Genomic DNA, 14,765 nt, shown 5'->3' with positions numbered 1-14,765 from the left:
CGTCCGGAAGAACGCGTGCCGATGACCCGCATCCGCAAGCGCATCGCCGAGCGCCTGATGCAGTCCAAGAACAGCACCGCCATGCTGACCACCTTCAACGAGGTCGACCTGTCCAAGGTCTCGGCCGCGCGCAAGGAACTGCAGGACGAGTTCGTCAAGGCCCACGGCATCAAGCTGGGCTTCATGAGCTTCTTCGTGAAGGCCGCCGCCAACGCGCTGCAGCGCTTCCCGCTGGTCAATGCCTCGATCGATGGTGACGACATCATCTATCACGGCTACTCGGACATCTCGATCGCCGTGTCGACCGAGAAGGGTCTGGTGACCCCGGTGCTGCGCAACGTCGAGCGCATGTCCTTCGCCGACATCGAAAAGACCATCGCCGATTACGCCAAGAAGGCACGTGACGGCAAGCTGGGCCTGGAAGAACTGCAGGGCGGCACCTTCACGGTGACCAACGGCGGCACCTTCGGTTCGCTGCTGTCCACGCCGATCATCAACCCGCCGCAGAGCGCCATCCTGGGCATGCACGCCATCAAGGAGCGTCCGATCGCCCAGAACGGCCAGGTCGTGATCGCGCCGATGATGTACCTGGCGCTGTCCTACGACCACCGCATCATCGACGGCAAGGACTCGGTGCAGTTCCTGGTGGACATCAAGAACCAGCTGGAAAACCCGGGCCGCATGCTGTTCGGCCTGTAAGACCTCCCGCCCCTCCGCGCCTGCGCGGAGGGGTTCTGGTAAAGCAACAAGGACTATCTCAATGGCTGAACAATTCGACGTCGTCGTCATCGGTGCCGGCCCGGCCGGCTACCACGCCGCCATCCGCGCCGCGCAGCTGGGTCTGAAGACCGCCTGCATCGACGCTGCGCTGGGCAAGGACGGCAAGCCCGCCCTCGGCGGCACCTGCCTGCGCGTGGGCTGCATTCCGTCCAAGGCGCTGCTGGATTCCTCGCGCCAGTTCTGGAACATGGGCCACATCTTTGGCGACCACGGCATCAGCTTCAAGGACGCCAAGATGGACGTCGAGGCGATGATTGGCCGCAAGGACAAGATCGTCAAGCAGTTCACCGGCGGCATCGGCATGCTGTTCAAGGCCAACAAGGTCACCCCGTACTACGGATTCGGTGAGCTGCAGCCGGGCAACATCGTCAAGGTCAAGCAGCACGACGGCTCGGAAGTCGAGCTGAAGGGCACCAACGTCATCATCGCTGCCGGTTCGGACTCGATCGAACTGCCGTTCGCCAAGTTCGACGGCGACACCATCGTCGACAACGTCGGCGGCCTGGACTTCACCGAAGTGCCGGCCCGCCTGGCCGTCATCGGCGCCGGCGTGATCGGCCTGGAACTGGGCAGCGTGTGGAAGCGCCTGGGTGCGGAAGTGACCATCCTGGAAGCACTGCCGGACTTCCTGGCCGCCGCCGATGCCGAAGTGGCCAAGGTCGCCGCCAAGGAATTCAAGAAGCAGGGCCTGGACATCCGTCTGGGTGCCAAGGTCTCCAAGGCCGAGGTGACCGGCAAGGGCAAGAAGAAGGAAGTTGCCCTGACCTACACCGATGGTGAAGGCGAAAAGAGCCTGGTCGTGGACAAGCTGCTGGTGGCCGTTGGCCGCCGCGCCGCCACCAAGGGCCTGCTGGCCGAAGGCACCGGCGTCAAGATCAACGCCCGTGGCCAGATCGAAGTGGACGACCATTGCCACACCGGCGTCGATGGCGTGTGGGCAGTCGGCGACTGCGTGCGCGGCCCGATGCTGGCGCACAAGGGCTTCGAAGAAGGCATCGCGGTGGCCGAGCTGATTGCGGGCCTGCCGGGCCATGTCAACTTCGACACCATTCCGTGGGTGATCTACACCGAGCCGGAGCTGGCCTGGGTCGGCAAGACCGAACAGCAGCTCAAGGACGAAGGCATTCCGTACAAGGCCGGCAGCTTCCCGTTCGCCGCCAACGGCCGTGCCGTCGCCATGATCGAGCCGGCCGGCTTCGTAAAGGTGCTGGCGCACGCCGAAACCGACCGCATCCTGGGCATGCATCTGGTCGGTGCGAACGTGTCCGAGCTGGTCCACGAGGGCGTGCTGACGATGGAGTTCAGCGGCTCGGCCGACGATCTGGCGCGCATCTGCCATGCCCACCCGTCGCTGTCCGAAGTGGTGCACGACGCCGCGATGGCCGTCGGCAAGCGGTCGATCCACAAGGCTAACTGAGGGCGCTGCCGGCCACTGGCCGGCACACCCCCCGGTGCAACGAAAAACCCCGCCTTGGCGGGGTTTTTTGTGGGAGGGCCACGACTCGCTCAGCAGGACTGCAGGCGCATCCAGGTGCGCGACAGATCCCGCGCGGCCAGATCACTCTGGCGGATCCAGCCGTACAGCATCCCGGAATCGCCCCACATCGCGTGATCATCGGAATCGAGCTGCAGCAGCAGGCTCCATTCCGCACCGCCCGCTTCCAGCGCCGCACGGCGCGGGTCCTGGTAGCCGGTCTGGTTCCCGCAGTAGAGCCCGTGACTGACCAGCTCCGCTTCCAGCCGCATGTCACCCTGTACGTTGTGCGAGTACCCGCCCAGCCCATGCCGCTCGCCCGCAGTGGGCGCGCCATGATCGGCGACCGCATCCACCAGGTCGTAATAGTCGTCGGCGACCTCATCATCGTCCCAGTCGATGCCATCGCTCTGGAACGCCTCGACCATGCGTTCGCCATCGGCCGAGAACGGATGTGGCAGCCCCCAGCCCTGATGAAAGCCCAGCGCCGCCGGTGGCAGTGCCATCTCGGGATCGGGGGCAGGCAGGCGCTGCAGATCGCCCGCCTCCAGCAGCACGATGCAGTGGCCGTCTCCATGCGCAGGGTCGTAGCCCCAGGGTTGTTCCTGGGTATCGTAGAAGAACGACAGCAGCCCCTGCGCGGGCAGGTCCAGGCCCGACTGCAGGCCCTGCAGGTCGGCAAGATTGATCTGCAGCAGGAAATCCAGTGGTCGGCCGTTGCGCATGGGCCACTGGAAGTCCGCGGGCACGTCGGGCCCGCCGCCGATGCGCGATGCCCCGACCGGCGCGTCCGCATCGGCCGTGCGGCTGAAGCCGACACGCGGACGCAGCCAGGGCTGCAGGACAGCGGCGTGCTGCCCCAGCGCGTGCTGCTCGCACAGCGCGATGAACGCCTGATCGGACAACGTCATTCCACATCCCTGTTGGACAAAACAGCCCGCAGTCTAAAGGGGGCTGCTGCGCCGGGGCAACGTGGCCACCACCGGCGGTCACGCAGCCACGGGTCCCCCGCCCAGCAGCCGCGCCGGCAGCATCAACAGCGCGCGCAGGAACGCGAACAGTGCCGAGAAAGTGATGCCCACCAGGCGGAACGGCAGACTCAACAGCCAGACGAAGGGCCACGCCACCAGCGCCAGGACCGCCAGTGGCCAGCACAGCACGAACAGCAGGCACCACACACCGAGCGCGAACAGGGTCTTCATGACGGTCTCCAGGGCGGCACCTTGCCGCTGCGGTAGTACCGTGCCGCCCTGCCCGGCCGTCTTCAAGCTGTTTGCGACGAAACCCTCCGGTTCTCCGACGAACCCCGGATCGGTCTGGAGGAACAGCCCCGTGGTGCCGGCCGCTGGCCGGCAACCCCCCACGTCCGTCCGAGGGTCCATGAAGAGCCGGCAAGCGGCCCGCACGCCCGACCAGGCCCCCGGCACGCGTCGAACGAACCCCTCAACGCCATTGGCGTTATTCGAAGGAGCCGACCGAGTCGTGCGACAGGTTGTCGAAACGGGTGTATTCGCCGAAGAACTTGAGCTTGCACGAGCCGGTCGGGCCGCCTCGGTGCTTGCCGATGATGATCTCGGCCAGGCCCTTGTCTGGGGAATTTTCCTTGTTGTAATAGTCGTCGCGGTAGATGAACACGATCATGTCCGCGTCCTGCTCGATTGCGCCGGATTCGCGAAGGTCGGCCATCACCGGGCGCTTGTCGGTACGCGTTTCCAGCGAGCGGTTGAGCTGGGACAACGCGATCACCGGCACGTTCAGTTCCTTGGCCAGGCCCTTGAGCGAGCGCGAAATCTCCGAGATTTCGGTCGCGCGGTTCTCGCTGTTGCCGGGTACCGACATCAGCTGCAGGTAGTCGATCACGATCAGACCCAGGTCGTGCTCGCGCTTGAGGCGGCGGCACTTGGAGCGCAGGATCTCCGGCGATACACCCGGCGTGTCGTCGATGAAGATCTTGGTTTCCTTCAGCATCCGGATCGCGCCGGTGACGCGGCTCCAGTCCTCGTCCTCGAGCTGGCCGGTACGCAGGCGCTGGGCGTTGATGCGGCCGTTGGAGGAAATAAGGCGCATCGCCAGCTGCGAGGCCGACATTTCCATCGAGAACACCGCCACGCCCTTCTTGGACTTGATCGCGGCGTACTCGGCGATGTTCAGCGCGAAGGTGGTCTTGCCCATCGCCGGACGCGCGGCGAGGATGATCAGGTCGGTCGGCTGCAGGCCGGCGGTCATCGCATCGAAGTCGGCGTAGCCGGTCGGCAGACCGGTGATGTTGCCGCCGTTCTCGAAGCGGTTGCGCAGTTCCTCGAACGCGTCCTTCAGCGCACCCGGCATCGCCACGAAATCGGTCCGGCCACGCGCGCCCTGCTCGGCGATCGCGAACACGGACTTTTCCGCCGCCGACAGCAGCTCGCTGCTCTCGCGCCCCTCGGGCTGGAAACCGTCGTTGACGATGTCGGTACCGACCTGGATCAACTGCCGCAGCACGGCCTTGTCGCGCACGATCTCGGCATAGGCGGCGATGTTGGCCGCCGAGGGCGTGGTGCTGGCCAGTTCGATCAGGTACGCGCCGTCGCCGACCAGCTCCATCTTGCCCTGCGACTCGAACCACTCGCCCAGGGTGACCGCATCGAACGGCCGATCACGCTCGGACAGCTCGCGGATCGCGCGGTAGATCATCTGGTGATCGCGGCGGTAGAAGTCGGTTTCGGTCAACTGGTCGTTGACCCGGTCGTAGCTTTCCGGCGCCAGCATCAATCCGCCCAGCACCGCCTGTTCGGCCTCGATCGAATGCGGCGGAACACGCAATGCATCGATGCGCATCTCGTCGCGGTCGAAACGGTCACCGCGGTCTTTGCGGTCGGAACGGAAGCCAGAACGGGCGGACATGGGAGCGTACTTCCTGCGGGGTATGAGGCGTTGGACATGGTAGGCACGCAGCGACTGCCGCAGCCATGCACAACTCTGTGGATAAGCAGTGGATGAGCTGGGGGCATGCCGGCGGCGGCCGGCCGCATCGGCCGGGGCCGTCGCCGTGGCGACGACGGGCGCCGTTGCGGCACCCGTCGAGGGCATTATCGCAGATGCACCCGACTCAATGCTGACCGCCGTGCGTACCGGTCCAGGCCAGGAAGCGGTCCACGAAGCCCTGCAGGAATGCCTGCGTGCCCGCGTTGGTGATCGTGCCCTGTGCGTCGATCAGGCCCTCCTTGAAGTGCAGGAAGGCTTCCGGCTGGCCCAGCACCGGCATGTCCAGGTAGGCCAGGATGTTGCGCAGATGCTGCTGGGCCAAGGCCGTGCCGATCACCCCGACCGACGCCCCGATGACCGCGGCAGGCTTGCCGGCGAAGGCGCTGTCGCCATACGGCCGCGAGCCCAGGTCGATGGCGTTCTTGAGCACGCCCGGCACCGAGCGGTTGTACTCGGGGGTGACGAACAGCACCGCGTCGGCCTGGCGGATCTGCTGCTTCAGGCGCACGCCCTGCGCAGGATAGTGGCTGTCGAAATCCTGGTTGTAGAGCGGCAGGTCACCGATCGACACATAGTCGAACCGGGCCTTGTCGCCCGCGAGCTTTTCCAGCGCATGGGCCAGCGCCAGGTTATGCGACCCCTTGCGCAGGCTGCCCACCAGCACCGCAATCTTGAATTCAGGCATGAAGGCATCTCCAGTCGTGGGAAGGCCCAGCCTAGGCGGGGCGGCCTTCGCGAGTGGTGAAGGCCACGCCGGATGCGGCGCGACAGCCGGTCAGCCGCGCGCGACCCCTGCCCGGACCTGCTGCCAGTGCGCCTGCCAGGCCTGGAACATCAGCACATTCCACAGGTGCGTATGCCATTTGCGCTCGCCCTGCTGGAACTGCTGCCACCGCGGTGCCACCGCGGCCACATCGAACACGCCTTCGGCGGCCAGCCGCGCCGGGTCGAGCAGTTCGTCCGCCCAGCCGCGCAGGTCACCCTTGAGCCACTCGCTGACCGGGGCGCCGAATCCGCGCTTGGGCCGGTGCACCATGTCCTGCGGCACATAACGGCCCAGCACGCGCTTGAGCAGGTACTTGCTGACCCCGTCGCGGTGCTTGAGCGCCATCGGCAGCGACCAGGCGAATTCGGCCACCCGCCAGTCCAGCAGCGGTGCGCGCGCCTCCAGGCTCACCGCCATGCTGGTGCGATCCACCTTGCACAGCAGGTCGTCGGGCAGGTAGGTGCTGAAATCGGCCAGCATCATCGCATCGGCCGGCGAGCCGGCACCGTGCAGCGGGTCGGCCAGGTCGTAGAAGCTGCCCGCCGCCGCAGCGCCCGGCACCGCGGCCACCGGATCGCGCCAGCGCGTGATGCGGTTGCGGTACACATCCCCAATGCCGCGTGCGCCCGCTTCGGCCAGCAGCGCGGCAAGCCCGCCGGTACGCGAGGCCTCGCCCTGCCCGCGTGCGCGCGCGGCCATCCAGCGCCGCAGCGGCGCCGGCACCCGGCCCAGCATCGTCCAATTGCGCAGGGCGCGCTGATAGCGGCCATAGCCGAAGAACAGCTCGTCGCCCCCATCGCCGGACAGCGCCACGGTCACCTTGCCGCGCGCCAGGCGCGCCACCAGGGCGGTGGGTACCTGCGAGGCATCGGCGAACGGCTCGTCGAACATCGCCGGCAACGTCGGCACCACCGCCAACGCATCGGCGCCACTGACGTACAGCTCGGTGTGGTCGCACTGCAGGTGGGTGGCCAGCGCCTTGGCCAGCGGCGCTTCGTCGTGGTGGGATCCCTCGAAGCCGATGCTGAAACTGTGGATCGGCGTGGGCGACTGCGCCTGCATCAGCGCGGCCACCACCGACGAGTCGGTGCCACCGGACAGGAACACGCCCACCGGCACGTCGGCCACCATGCGCAGTGCGACGGCGTCGCGCAGGATCGCATCCAGCCGTTCTTCGGCCTCCTCATCGCTGCCGACGAACGGGGCTGCCAGCGCCTGCTGCATGCGCTCGCGCGCATTCCAGAACGGCTGCTGCATCTGGTCGGGGCGATGCGCGGCGGCGCCGGCGGCCACTGCCTGCGCATCCAGCCGCAGCACCCGGCCCGGCAGCAGCTTGAAGCAGCGCTCATGGATGCAGTGGGGGGCCGGGATGTAGTCCAGGCGCAACAGCAGGGTCAGCGCGTCGCGGTCCACCCCGTTGTCGAAGTCCGGGTGCTGCCACAGCGCCTTCAGCTCCGAGCCGAACACCAGCGCACCGCCGGCCCAGCCGTAGTACAGCGGCTTCTTGCCGACCCTGTCGCGGGCCAGCCACAGGCACTGCCCGGTCCGGTCCCACAGCGCGATGGCGAACATGCCATTGCTCCGCTGCAGGGTCTCGTCCAGCCCCCACTGGCTGATCGCGGCCAGCAGCACCTCGGTATCCGAATGCCCGCGGAAGCCGTGGCCCAGCGCCTCCAGTTCAGCGCGCAGCGAGGCGAAGTTGTAGACCTCGCCGTTGTAGGCCAGCACGTAGCGGCCGTCGGCCGAGGCCATCGGCTGATGGCCCAGCGGCGACAGGTCCAGGATGCTCAGGCGGCGGTGGGCCAGCGCAATGCCCGCGGCCGCATCTGCCCAGACCCCACTGTCGTCCGGCCCACGATGGACCATCGCATCGCCCATCGCGCGCGCCCGGTGTTCCAGTGTCGCCTGCTCCAGCCCGGGAGCGGGCAGCAGCATTCCTGCCAATCCACACATGCGTCAGAGATCCTGCGCCAACACCCGTGCGGCGCTCAGGACGGCATTGTCGCTTGGAAGCACCGAGATTGCTGCCCCCGCCAACGGCGTATAGGTGTCCGCGCCGCAGACCCGCTGCAGCGGCAGGTGGCCGAGACCGGCCTCGACCAGCGCGGTGATGACGCCCTCCCCCACCCCGGCGCTGTGGCGGCCCTCGTCCACCACCAGGATGCGTTGCGCGGTAGCGCCCTGCTCGGCGATGAAGCCGGCATTGAGCGGCACCAGCCAGCGCAGGTCGACCACGCGCACCTGCCAGCCCAGCGTCGCCTCGATGCCGCGCGCGGCACGCAGGCTCATCGGCACACCATTGCCGAAGGTGAAAATCACCAGGTCGTTGGCGTCCGGCGCGTACACGCGCCCCTCGCCGGGCAGCATCGCCGGCTGGCCCGGGGGTGGGTAGTCGAATACCCATTGGCCGTCGCCCGGCACGTGCAGGTCCTTGGTCATGTACAGCGCGATCGGCTCCAGGAATACCGCCACGCGGCCATCCACCTGGCCCATCGCGGCCAGCGTGCGCAGCATCTGCACCGCATCGTCGCCCCGCGAGGGGCACCCCACCACCAGGCCGGGAATGTCGCGCAGCGCGGTGATCGAGTTGTCGTTGTGGAAGTGGCCGCCGAAACCCTTCTGGTAGCCCAGCCCGGCCACACGCACCAGCATCGGGTTGCGGTACTGGTCGTTGGAGAAGAACTGCAGCGAACACGCCTCGCCGCGCAGCTGGTCGATGGCGTTGTGCAGGTAGGCCAGGTACTGGATCTCCGGGATCGGCAGCATGCCCAGGTTGGCCAGGCCCTGGGCCATGCCGAGGATCATGGTTTCGTCCAGCAGCGTGTTGAACACCCGGCGCGGGCCGAACGCCTTGAGCAGGCCCTTGCTGACCGTGTACACGCCTCCCTTCTGCGCCACGTCCTCGCCAAACAGCAGGGTCGAGGGGTACTTGGCCATCAGCTCGTGCAGCGCCTGGTTGATCTGGATCGCCAGGTGGCGCGGCGGCAGGCGTTCGGGCAGCTGCGCCGCGCCGCCGTGGGCCGCCTCGCGCGCCACCGGGTCCGGCAGGCGCTCGGCTTCGGCACGCACGGCCGCCGGCGAGTACGGCGCCAGCGGCGCGATGATGTCCTCCAGTGCGGACAGCTTCGGCCGGCGATCGGCCTCGTCCGCCGCCGCGAAGCAGCGCTGCCGCACGGCCTCGTACGCGGCCAGCAGCGCATCCGGCGTCATCCAGCCCGAGGCCAGTGCGATCTGCGCCGAGCGCAGCAGCGGGTCGGCTGCCTCGGCCGCGCAGAGTTCGGCCAGCGGCCGCCACTCGATCTCGAAATCGGTACCGGCATGGCCCATCAGCCGCGTGGTGCGCAGGTGCAGGAAGGTCGGCCGCCGCGTCTGCCGGCAATGCACCAGCGCGCGCTGGACCGCGTCATGCCCATTGGCCAGGTCCAGTCCATCGGCGAAGAAGTAGTCCAGGCCCGGCCGATGGCCGAAGCTCGCGGCGATCCAGCCCTCCGGTGTTTTTACCGAGATGCCGATGCCGTTGTCCTCGCAGACGAACAGGATGGGGGCCGGCAGCCGCTGGTGGGCGGCCCACGCAGCGGTGTTGAAGGCGGTCTGCGCGGAGGCGTGGTTGGCCGACGCATCGCCGAACGAGCAGATCACCACGCTGTCGTCGGGAATCGGCAGGCGATGGCCGATGCGCCGCCCGCTCTCGATCGCCATCGCCGTTCCCAGCGCCTTGGGCAGATGCGAGGCGATGGTGGACGTCTGCGGCAGCACCCACAGCGGCTTGCTGCCCCACACCTTGTGGCGGCCGCCGCTGGCGGGGTCGTCGCGGCTGGCCGCGAAGGACAACGCCGCATCCATCACCGGGTCCATCCCCGGCACCTTGCGGAACCGTTCGGCCATGAAGCCGCCGGAGCGGTAATGCAGGAACGCCGGATCGGTGTGCCGGGCCAGGCGCGCCACCAGCGCATTGCCCTCGTGCCCGGCCGAGCCGATCGTGTAGAAGACTTTGTTCTGCACACGCAGCACGCGCGCCATCAGGTCCAGGTGGCGGCTGATCAGCTGGGACTCCAGCAGCTCGCCGAAACCCTGGGCGTCCAGCGTGCTGCCGGGCAGGATCGGCGCGCCCGGATCGGGCCGCGGCACGGCCGGGCCGCGCCACTGCTGCACGAAGTCGATGAAGTTGGTATCGCAGATCTCGGCCCGGTTGAGGCCTTTCATGCGTGCGGGAATCGGATCGGGAACCACGGCAAACATCCATCACCCTCCGTGAGGTGCTGCGGAAACGATCAAACGTGCCGGTCAGGCCGGCTGTACGAGCAACGCCTGCACCTGCGGCGACACCGGCGGCATCGGCACGAAGCCGGGCTGCGCGCGCACGCGCCGCAGCCAGGCCAGCACGGCCGGATACGGCGCCAGCGTCACGCCGCCATCGGCGGCGACATCGGTGTAGGCGAACAGCGCGATGTCGGCGATGCCGTAGTGGCGGCCGCTGAACCAGTCGGCCTGCGCCAGGTGCTGCTCCATCACCGCCAGGGCTTGTGCCGCGCGCGCCTGCAGCTGCGGCAGTTCAGCGCGGCGCGGGGAATCGATGGCGGTCCAGCCGCGGATGAAGCGGGCCACGGCCACGCAGGGCTCATGGCTGTACTGTTCGAAGAACATCCAGCGCAGCGTCTGCGCGCGCTCCCAGCCGTCGGTGGACAGGTACGGCGTACCTTCGGCCAGCCAGAACAGGATGGCATTGGACTCGGGCAGCACCCGGCCGTCGTCACGCTGCACCAGCGGCACTTTGGCGTTGCGGTTGAGGGCCAGGAACCCGGGCGTGTGGGTCTGCCCGTTGGCGCTGTCCACTTCCACCCACTCGTAACGGCTGCCGAGGTGTTCGAGCAGCATGCGCACCTTGTGGCAGTTGCCCGACACGGACATGCCATACACCGTCAACGGAGCCCGTACCGACGTCATTGCCACCCTCTCGGATCACTGGCGGGCGGTCTGCCCGCAGCCGCGAGTCTGGCCGCAAGCAGGCGGGCTTGCCAAGCGCGGGTGCAGCATCCTGCTCACGCCTGCCGGCGCTGTCGCCATTGGGCGCGCGACTGGCCCCAGATTTCCATCGGAACGCCTGCATGCGGCGGCGGCAATTCGCCCATGCGCAGCAGCGTGCTGCCGAGCTTGCGCGCCACGGCCTGGGAATTGACGTTGGACGGCTCGATGGTATGGATCACCTCATCCCAGCCCAGTGTGTCGAAGGCCCAGTCGATGCTGGCCACCGCAGCCTCGGGCGCGTATCCCTTGCCCCAGCTGTCGCGGCAGATGCTCCAGCCAACCTCGGTGCCGGGCCAGTCCAGCGGCTGCCACGGCCCCATGCGCCCGACCCACGCGCCGGTCGCCTTCTCGATCACCGAGAACATCGAAAAGCCATACAGGTGCCAACTGCCCACCAGGCAGCTGAAGCTGCGCCAGGCCTGCGAGGGGGGCATCACGCCACCGAGGTACTGCATCACCTCCGGGTCGCTGCAGAAGCGCAGGAAGGCATCGAAATCCTCGACGCGCGGCGGGCGCAGGATCAGGCGGTCGGTTTCCAGGGCAAGATCGACAATGCTCATGCGGCGGTCCCAATGGCTACGCCGGCCATGATCGCAGAACGTGGGCCGCACGGCAGGCCCCACAACGCGGCACGCCGGCGCAGGGCCGGCGTGTCGTTCGATGCTTCGGGGAGAAGCGGCGCTTACTGCCGGTTGGCATCCAGCGACGCGGTCTGGGTGACCAGCTGACCATCGATCACCGGCAGGCGATCGCTGCTGGGCTTGTTGTCCATCTTGACGGTCTTTTCGACGCCGTCGTAGCGGTAGGTCACGTTGTAACCGGTGACCGCGTCGCTGGTGCCCATCGCAATGCGGTTGCCCGGTTTGCTGGCCATGCGCATGGTGCCGGTGGTGCCGTCTTCATTGCGGTAGGTCACGTTGTAGCCGGTGACGCGCGTCGACTCGGAGGTTGCCGTTTCGGTGTGGCACTGCCGCTCGGTGCGGTTGACCACACGGCCCCCCACGTGGCGCTTGTCCACCTGGTTGCCGATCAGGCCACCGGCCACCGCACCGGCGGCGGTCGCTGCCTTCTTGCCGTTGCCGCCGCCGACCTGGTTGCCCAGCAGGCCACCGATCACCGCACCGGCCACCGTACCGCCGACGTTGCCGTCGCGCTCGGGCAGGCGTTCCTGCACCACCACGTCCTGGCAGACCTCATGCGGGGTCTGGGTGGTCGAGGTCTCGCGCACCGGCTCGGTGCCGATCACGGTGGCGTAGGCCTTCTCCTTGCGGGTCAGCGGATCGACCTTGACCACGTCGGCGTATTCCAGCCTGCCGGCCTTGTCTTCCAGGGCCACGGCATCGGTGCGCGCACCGTCGTCGGTCAGCGGGGTGGTGTCCAGGGTGGGCCGGCTCTGTGCCGCGGTGGTCGCATCCGGGGAGGACGTGCCGCTCTTCATGAAAGCGGCGGTGGCGATACCGCCGACGAGCAGCGCGCCAGCGGCGACCAAAGCAGTGGTGGTTGTACTTTTCATAACCGGCTCCTTGCGGACCATCCGCAACGTTCTTGAGCGAATTCCAGCATGGCGTGCCTGAACGGAATCTCCACATTCCCTGCACACCGCGTTACCCCATTCAGGTTCTGTCGCAGCAAGGCCCGTGATAGCGTTTACAGCATCTGTCGAGGAGTGCGTCATGGCCAATCCCCTGTTGCTGCCCGTGCTCGAATGGGCGCGCCACCTGCGCTACCCCACCCTGTTCAAGCTCACCGCCGGGCTGTTCGCGTTGAGCCTGCTCCTCCCGGACCCGGTGCTGCTCGTGGATGAGATTCTGCTGGGACTGGGCACGCTGCTGCTGGCCAACTGGAAAACACGCGGCAACCGGACGCCGCCGCCGCTGCCCGCCAAACGCCGCGCGTGAACCTGGTCGACAGCCACTGCCATCTGGACGCGGGCGAGTTCGACGGGGATCGGCTGCAGGTGATCGAGCGCGCGCGTGCTGCGGGCGTGCGCACGCAGGTGGTGCCGGCGGTCACGGCTGCCAGCTGGCCGGCGCTGCGCGAGACCTGCCGCCTCGGCGACGGCTTGCATCCCGCCTACGGGCTGCATCCGATGTTCCTCGATCAGCACCGGCCCGAACATCTCGATGCACTGCGCACGTGGATCACGCGCGAGCGCCCGTGCGCGGTTGGCGAGTGCGGCCTGGACTTCTTCGTGGAGGGGCTGGACGTGCAACAACAGCAGTTCTACTTCCTCGGCCAGCTACGCCTGGCGCGCGAGTTCGACCTGCCGGTGATCGTGCATGCGCGCCGTGCGGTGGACGCTGTGATCGCCGCGATCAGACAGGTGGGCGGTCTGCGCGGCGTGGTGCACAGTTTCCCCGGCAGCCCGGAGCAGGCCGCGCAGCTGCACGCGCAGGGCTTCCTGCTGGGCCTCGGCGGCCCGCTGACGTACCAACGGGCCCAACGCCTGCAGCGCCTGGTCGCGCATATGCCGCTGGAGCAGCTGCTGCTGGAAACCGACGCTCCCGACCAGCCCGACGCGGGCATCCGTGGCCAGCGCAACGAGCCGGCGCGCTTGCCGGTGATCCTGGAGACGGTGGCGCGTCTGCGCGGCCAGCCAGCAGAGCACATCGCCGCGCAGACCACCGCAAACGCACGCCGCCTGTTCGCCCTGTAGCGCCGGGCTCTGCCCGGCTGCCGTTGGCGTACGACCCGAAACACCAGCACGCGCCAGCCCCGTAGCGCCGGGCTCTGCCCGGCTGCCGTTGGCGTACGACCCGAAACACCAGCATGCGCCAGCCCCGTAGCGCCGGGCTCTGCCCGGCTGCCGTTGGCGTACGATCCGAAATGCCTGAACACCCGCATACCACGTCGCGCGGCAGCCGGGCAGAGCCCGGCGCTACGGGGTCGCAGGCTTCTTCAGCCGGGCAGAGCCCGGCTCTACCGGGTTGCGGCCTTCTTCAGCAGCATGTCCAGCGCCTTGCCGACGGCGGCGAACGCGAAGGCGCCGGTGATGTGGGTGGCGGCCCCCAGGCCCGCGCCGCAATCCAGCTTCAGCGCCGCATCGGCGCCAAGGTTCGGGCGGATGCCGCACACGCTGCCATCCGCCTGCGGGTACTTCACGTTTTCCAGCGAGTACACCGCCGGTACGCCGAAGTACCGCGAGGCATTCTTCGGGAAATTGAAATCGCTGCGCAGCTTCTTGCGGATCAGCGCCATCATCGCGTCGTGCTCGGTACGCGACACGTCACGGATCCGCACCAGGGTGGGATCGGTACGGCCACCGGCGGCGCCCACGGTCAGGATCGGCAGCTTGCGGCGGCGGCACCACGCGATGGTTTCGACCTTGACCCGGAAGCTGTCGCAGGCGTCGATGACCAGATCGAAATCACGGTCCAGCAACTCGACCATGTTGGACACGGTCAGGAACGAGGCGACCGCATCGACGCTGATATCCGGATTGATCGCGTGGCAGCGCTCGGCCATCGCCTCGGCCTTGTTGCGACCGTACTGGCCGGCCAGGGCAGGCAACTGGCGGTTGGTATTGGACACGCAGATGTCGTCGGCATCGATCAGGGTCAGGTGACCCACGGCCGTGCGGGCCAGTGCCTCGACCACCCAGGAGCCCACGCCGCCCATGCCGACCACCGCCACCCGGCGGCTCGACAACAGGTCCACGGTGCCCACCCCATACAACCGGTCGATGCCGGCAAATCGTTCGCGCAGTACGTCATTCATCGGCACATTTTAAGGCCCATGACCCCGTACCGGTACGCG

General features: G+C 67.9%; 14 protein-coding genes. 4 read left to right on the top strand and 10 right to left on the bottom strand.

Features of this window, described 5'->3' with window-relative positions; genetic code table 11:
• The coding region (gene sucB, locus ACPEH1_RS17505) for a dihydrolipoyllysine-residue succinyltransferase (protein ID WP_423716128.1) at positions 1–699 on the top strand (699 nt) is incomplete at its 5' end.
• A 61-nt stretch (positions 700–760) separates the two neighbouring features.
• Positions 761–2,197, top strand: a complete 1,437-nt coding sequence (gene lpdA / locus ACPEH1_RS17500; protein ID WP_136003360.1) for a dihydrolipoyl dehydrogenase — start codon at positions 761–763, stop codon at positions 2,195–2,197.
• Positions 2,198–2,286: 89 nt separating this feature from the next.
• Here the strand turns inward: lpdA and ACPEH1_RS17495 are convergent, their stop codons facing one another.
• The 9 genes from ACPEH1_RS17495 to ACPEH1_RS17455 form a co-directional block, all read right to left on the bottom strand.
• Positions 2,287–3,165, bottom strand: coding sequence for a YwqG family protein (locus ACPEH1_RS17495; RefSeq protein WP_136003358.1), 879 nt, complete (start codon positions 3,163–3,165; stop codon positions 2,287–2,289).
• A gap of 78 nt (positions 3,166–3,243) precedes the next feature.
• Positions 3,244–3,456, bottom strand: coding sequence for a hypothetical protein (locus ACPEH1_RS17490; RefSeq protein WP_017357568.1), 213 nt, complete (start codon positions 3,454–3,456; stop codon positions 3,244–3,246).
• A 256-nt stretch (positions 3,457–3,712) separates the two neighbouring features.
• Positions 3,713–5,137, bottom strand: a complete 1,425-nt coding sequence (locus tag ACPEH1_RS17485; protein ID WP_017357569.1) for a replicative DNA helicase — start codon at positions 5,135–5,137, stop codon at positions 3,713–3,715.
• Between the two features lie 205 nt (positions 5,138–5,342).
• Positions 5,343–5,903 carry an NADPH-dependent FMN reductase gene (locus ACPEH1_RS17480; protein ID WP_017357570.1) on the bottom strand — a complete coding sequence of 187 codons (561 nt, stop codon included), beginning with the start codon at positions 5,901–5,903 and terminating at the stop codon, positions 5,343–5,345.
• A gap of 90 nt (positions 5,904–5,993) precedes the next feature.
• Positions 5,994–7,937, bottom strand: coding sequence for an asparagine synthase (glutamine-hydrolyzing) (asnB, locus tag ACPEH1_RS17475; RefSeq protein WP_423716127.1), 1,944 nt, complete (start codon positions 7,935–7,937; stop codon positions 5,994–5,996).
• A 3-nt stretch (positions 7,938–7,940) separates the two neighbouring features.
• Positions 7,941–10,223: a thiamine pyrophosphate-dependent enzyme gene (locus ACPEH1_RS17470; protein WP_423716126.1), complete on the bottom strand. Its 2,283-nt coding sequence runs from the start codon at positions 10,221–10,223 to the stop codon at positions 7,941–7,943.
• Positions 10,224–10,268: 45 nt separating this feature from the next.
• Complete coding sequence (locus ACPEH1_RS17465; RefSeq protein ID WP_423716125.1) at positions 10,269–10,928, bottom strand: glutathione S-transferase family protein; 660 nt, start codon at positions 10,926–10,928, stop codon at positions 10,269–10,271.
• 95 nt (positions 10,929–11,023) lie between these two features.
• The gene (locus ACPEH1_RS17460) at positions 11,024–11,569 is read right to left on the bottom strand and encodes a GNAT family N-acetyltransferase (RefSeq protein ID WP_136003353.1); all 546 of its coding nucleotides are present in this window, start codon (positions 11,567–11,569) and stop codon (positions 11,024–11,026) included.
• A 122-nt stretch (positions 11,570–11,691) separates the two neighbouring features.
• Complete coding sequence (locus ACPEH1_RS17455) at positions 11,692–12,522, bottom strand: glycine zipper 2TM domain-containing protein (protein ID WP_026070858.1); 831 nt, start codon at positions 12,520–12,522, stop codon at positions 11,692–11,694.
• 160 nt (positions 12,523–12,682) lie between these two features.
• On the opposite strand from ACPEH1_RS17455, the gene ACPEH1_RS17450 reads away from it, so the two are divergent.
• On the top strand, positions 12,683–12,907 hold the full coding sequence (locus tag ACPEH1_RS17450) for a DUF6116 family protein (RefSeq protein WP_017356640.1): 225 nt from the start codon (positions 12,683–12,685) through the stop codon (positions 12,905–12,907).
• Positions 12,904–13,665 (top strand): TatD family hydrolase, encoded by a 762-nt coding sequence (locus tag ACPEH1_RS17445; protein ID WP_017356639.1) that lies wholly within the window; start codon positions 12,904–12,906, stop codon positions 13,663–13,665. Before ACPEH1_RS17450 ends, ACPEH1_RS17445 begins: the two co-directional genes overlap by 4 nt.
• Before the next feature lie 263 nt (positions 13,666–13,928).
• On the opposite strand, the gene ACPEH1_RS17440 is transcribed toward ACPEH1_RS17445, so the two are convergent.
• Positions 13,929–14,726, bottom strand: coding sequence for a tRNA threonylcarbamoyladenosine dehydratase (locus tag ACPEH1_RS17440; protein ID WP_423716124.1), 798 nt, complete (start codon positions 14,724–14,726; stop codon positions 13,929–13,931).
• Positions 14,727–14,765: the final 39 nt, after the last annotated feature.

Origin of the sequence: Stenotrophomonas sp. NPDC077421, assembly GCF_049545505.1 — a bacterium.
GTDB lineage: Bacteria > Pseudomonadota > Gammaproteobacteria > Xanthomonadales > Xanthomonadaceae > Stenotrophomonas > Stenotrophomonas nematodicola.
Note: the sequence above shows the minus strand (reverse complement) of the source record. Positions and strands in the feature narration are given on the sequence as shown.

Bases quoted from the DNA above. Each gene is read 5' to 3' on its own strand.
- ACPEH1_RS17440 (WP_423716124.1), bottom strand. From the start codon at position 14,726: ATGAATGACGTACTGCGCGAACGATTTGCCGGCATCGACCGGTTGTAT.
- ACPEH1_RS17490 (WP_017357568.1), bottom strand. From the start codon at position 3,456: ATGAAGACCCTGTTCGCGCTCGGTGTGTGGTGCCTGCTGTTCGTGCTG.
- lpdA (WP_136003360.1), top strand. From the start codon at position 761: ATGGCTGAACAATTCGACGTCGTCGTCATCGGTGCCGGCCCGGCCGGC.
- ACPEH1_RS17470 (WP_423716126.1), bottom strand. From the start codon at position 10,223: ATGTTTGCCGTGGTTCCCGATCCGATTCCCGCACGCATGAAAGGCCTC.
- ACPEH1_RS17460 (WP_136003353.1), bottom strand. From the start codon at position 11,569: ATGAGCATTGTCGATCTTGCCCTGGAAACCGACCGCCTGATCCTGCGC.
- asnB (WP_423716127.1), bottom strand. From the start codon at position 7,937: ATGTGTGGATTGGCAGGAATGCTGCTGCCCGCTCCCGGGCTGGAGCAG.
- ACPEH1_RS17485 (WP_017357569.1), bottom strand. From the start codon at position 5,137: ATGTCCGCCCGTTCTGGCTTCCGTTCCGACCGCAAAGACCGCGGTGAC.
- ACPEH1_RS17465 (WP_423716125.1), bottom strand. From the start codon at position 10,928: ATGACGTCGGTACGGGCTCCGTTGACGGTGTATGGCATGTCCGTGTCG.
- ACPEH1_RS17450 (WP_017356640.1), top strand. From the start codon at position 12,683: ATGGCCAATCCCCTGTTGCTGCCCGTGCTCGAATGGGCGCGCCACCTG.
- ACPEH1_RS17495 (WP_136003358.1), bottom strand. From the start codon at position 3,165: ATGACGTTGTCCGATCAGGCGTTCATCGCGCTGTGCGAGCAGCACGCG.
- ACPEH1_RS17455 (WP_026070858.1), bottom strand. From the start codon at position 12,522: ATGAAAAGTACAACCACCACTGCTTTGGTCGCCGCTGGCGCGCTGCTC.
- ACPEH1_RS17480 (WP_017357570.1), bottom strand. From the start codon at position 5,903: ATGCCTGAATTCAAGATTGCGGTGCTGGTGGGCAGCCTGCGCAAGGGG.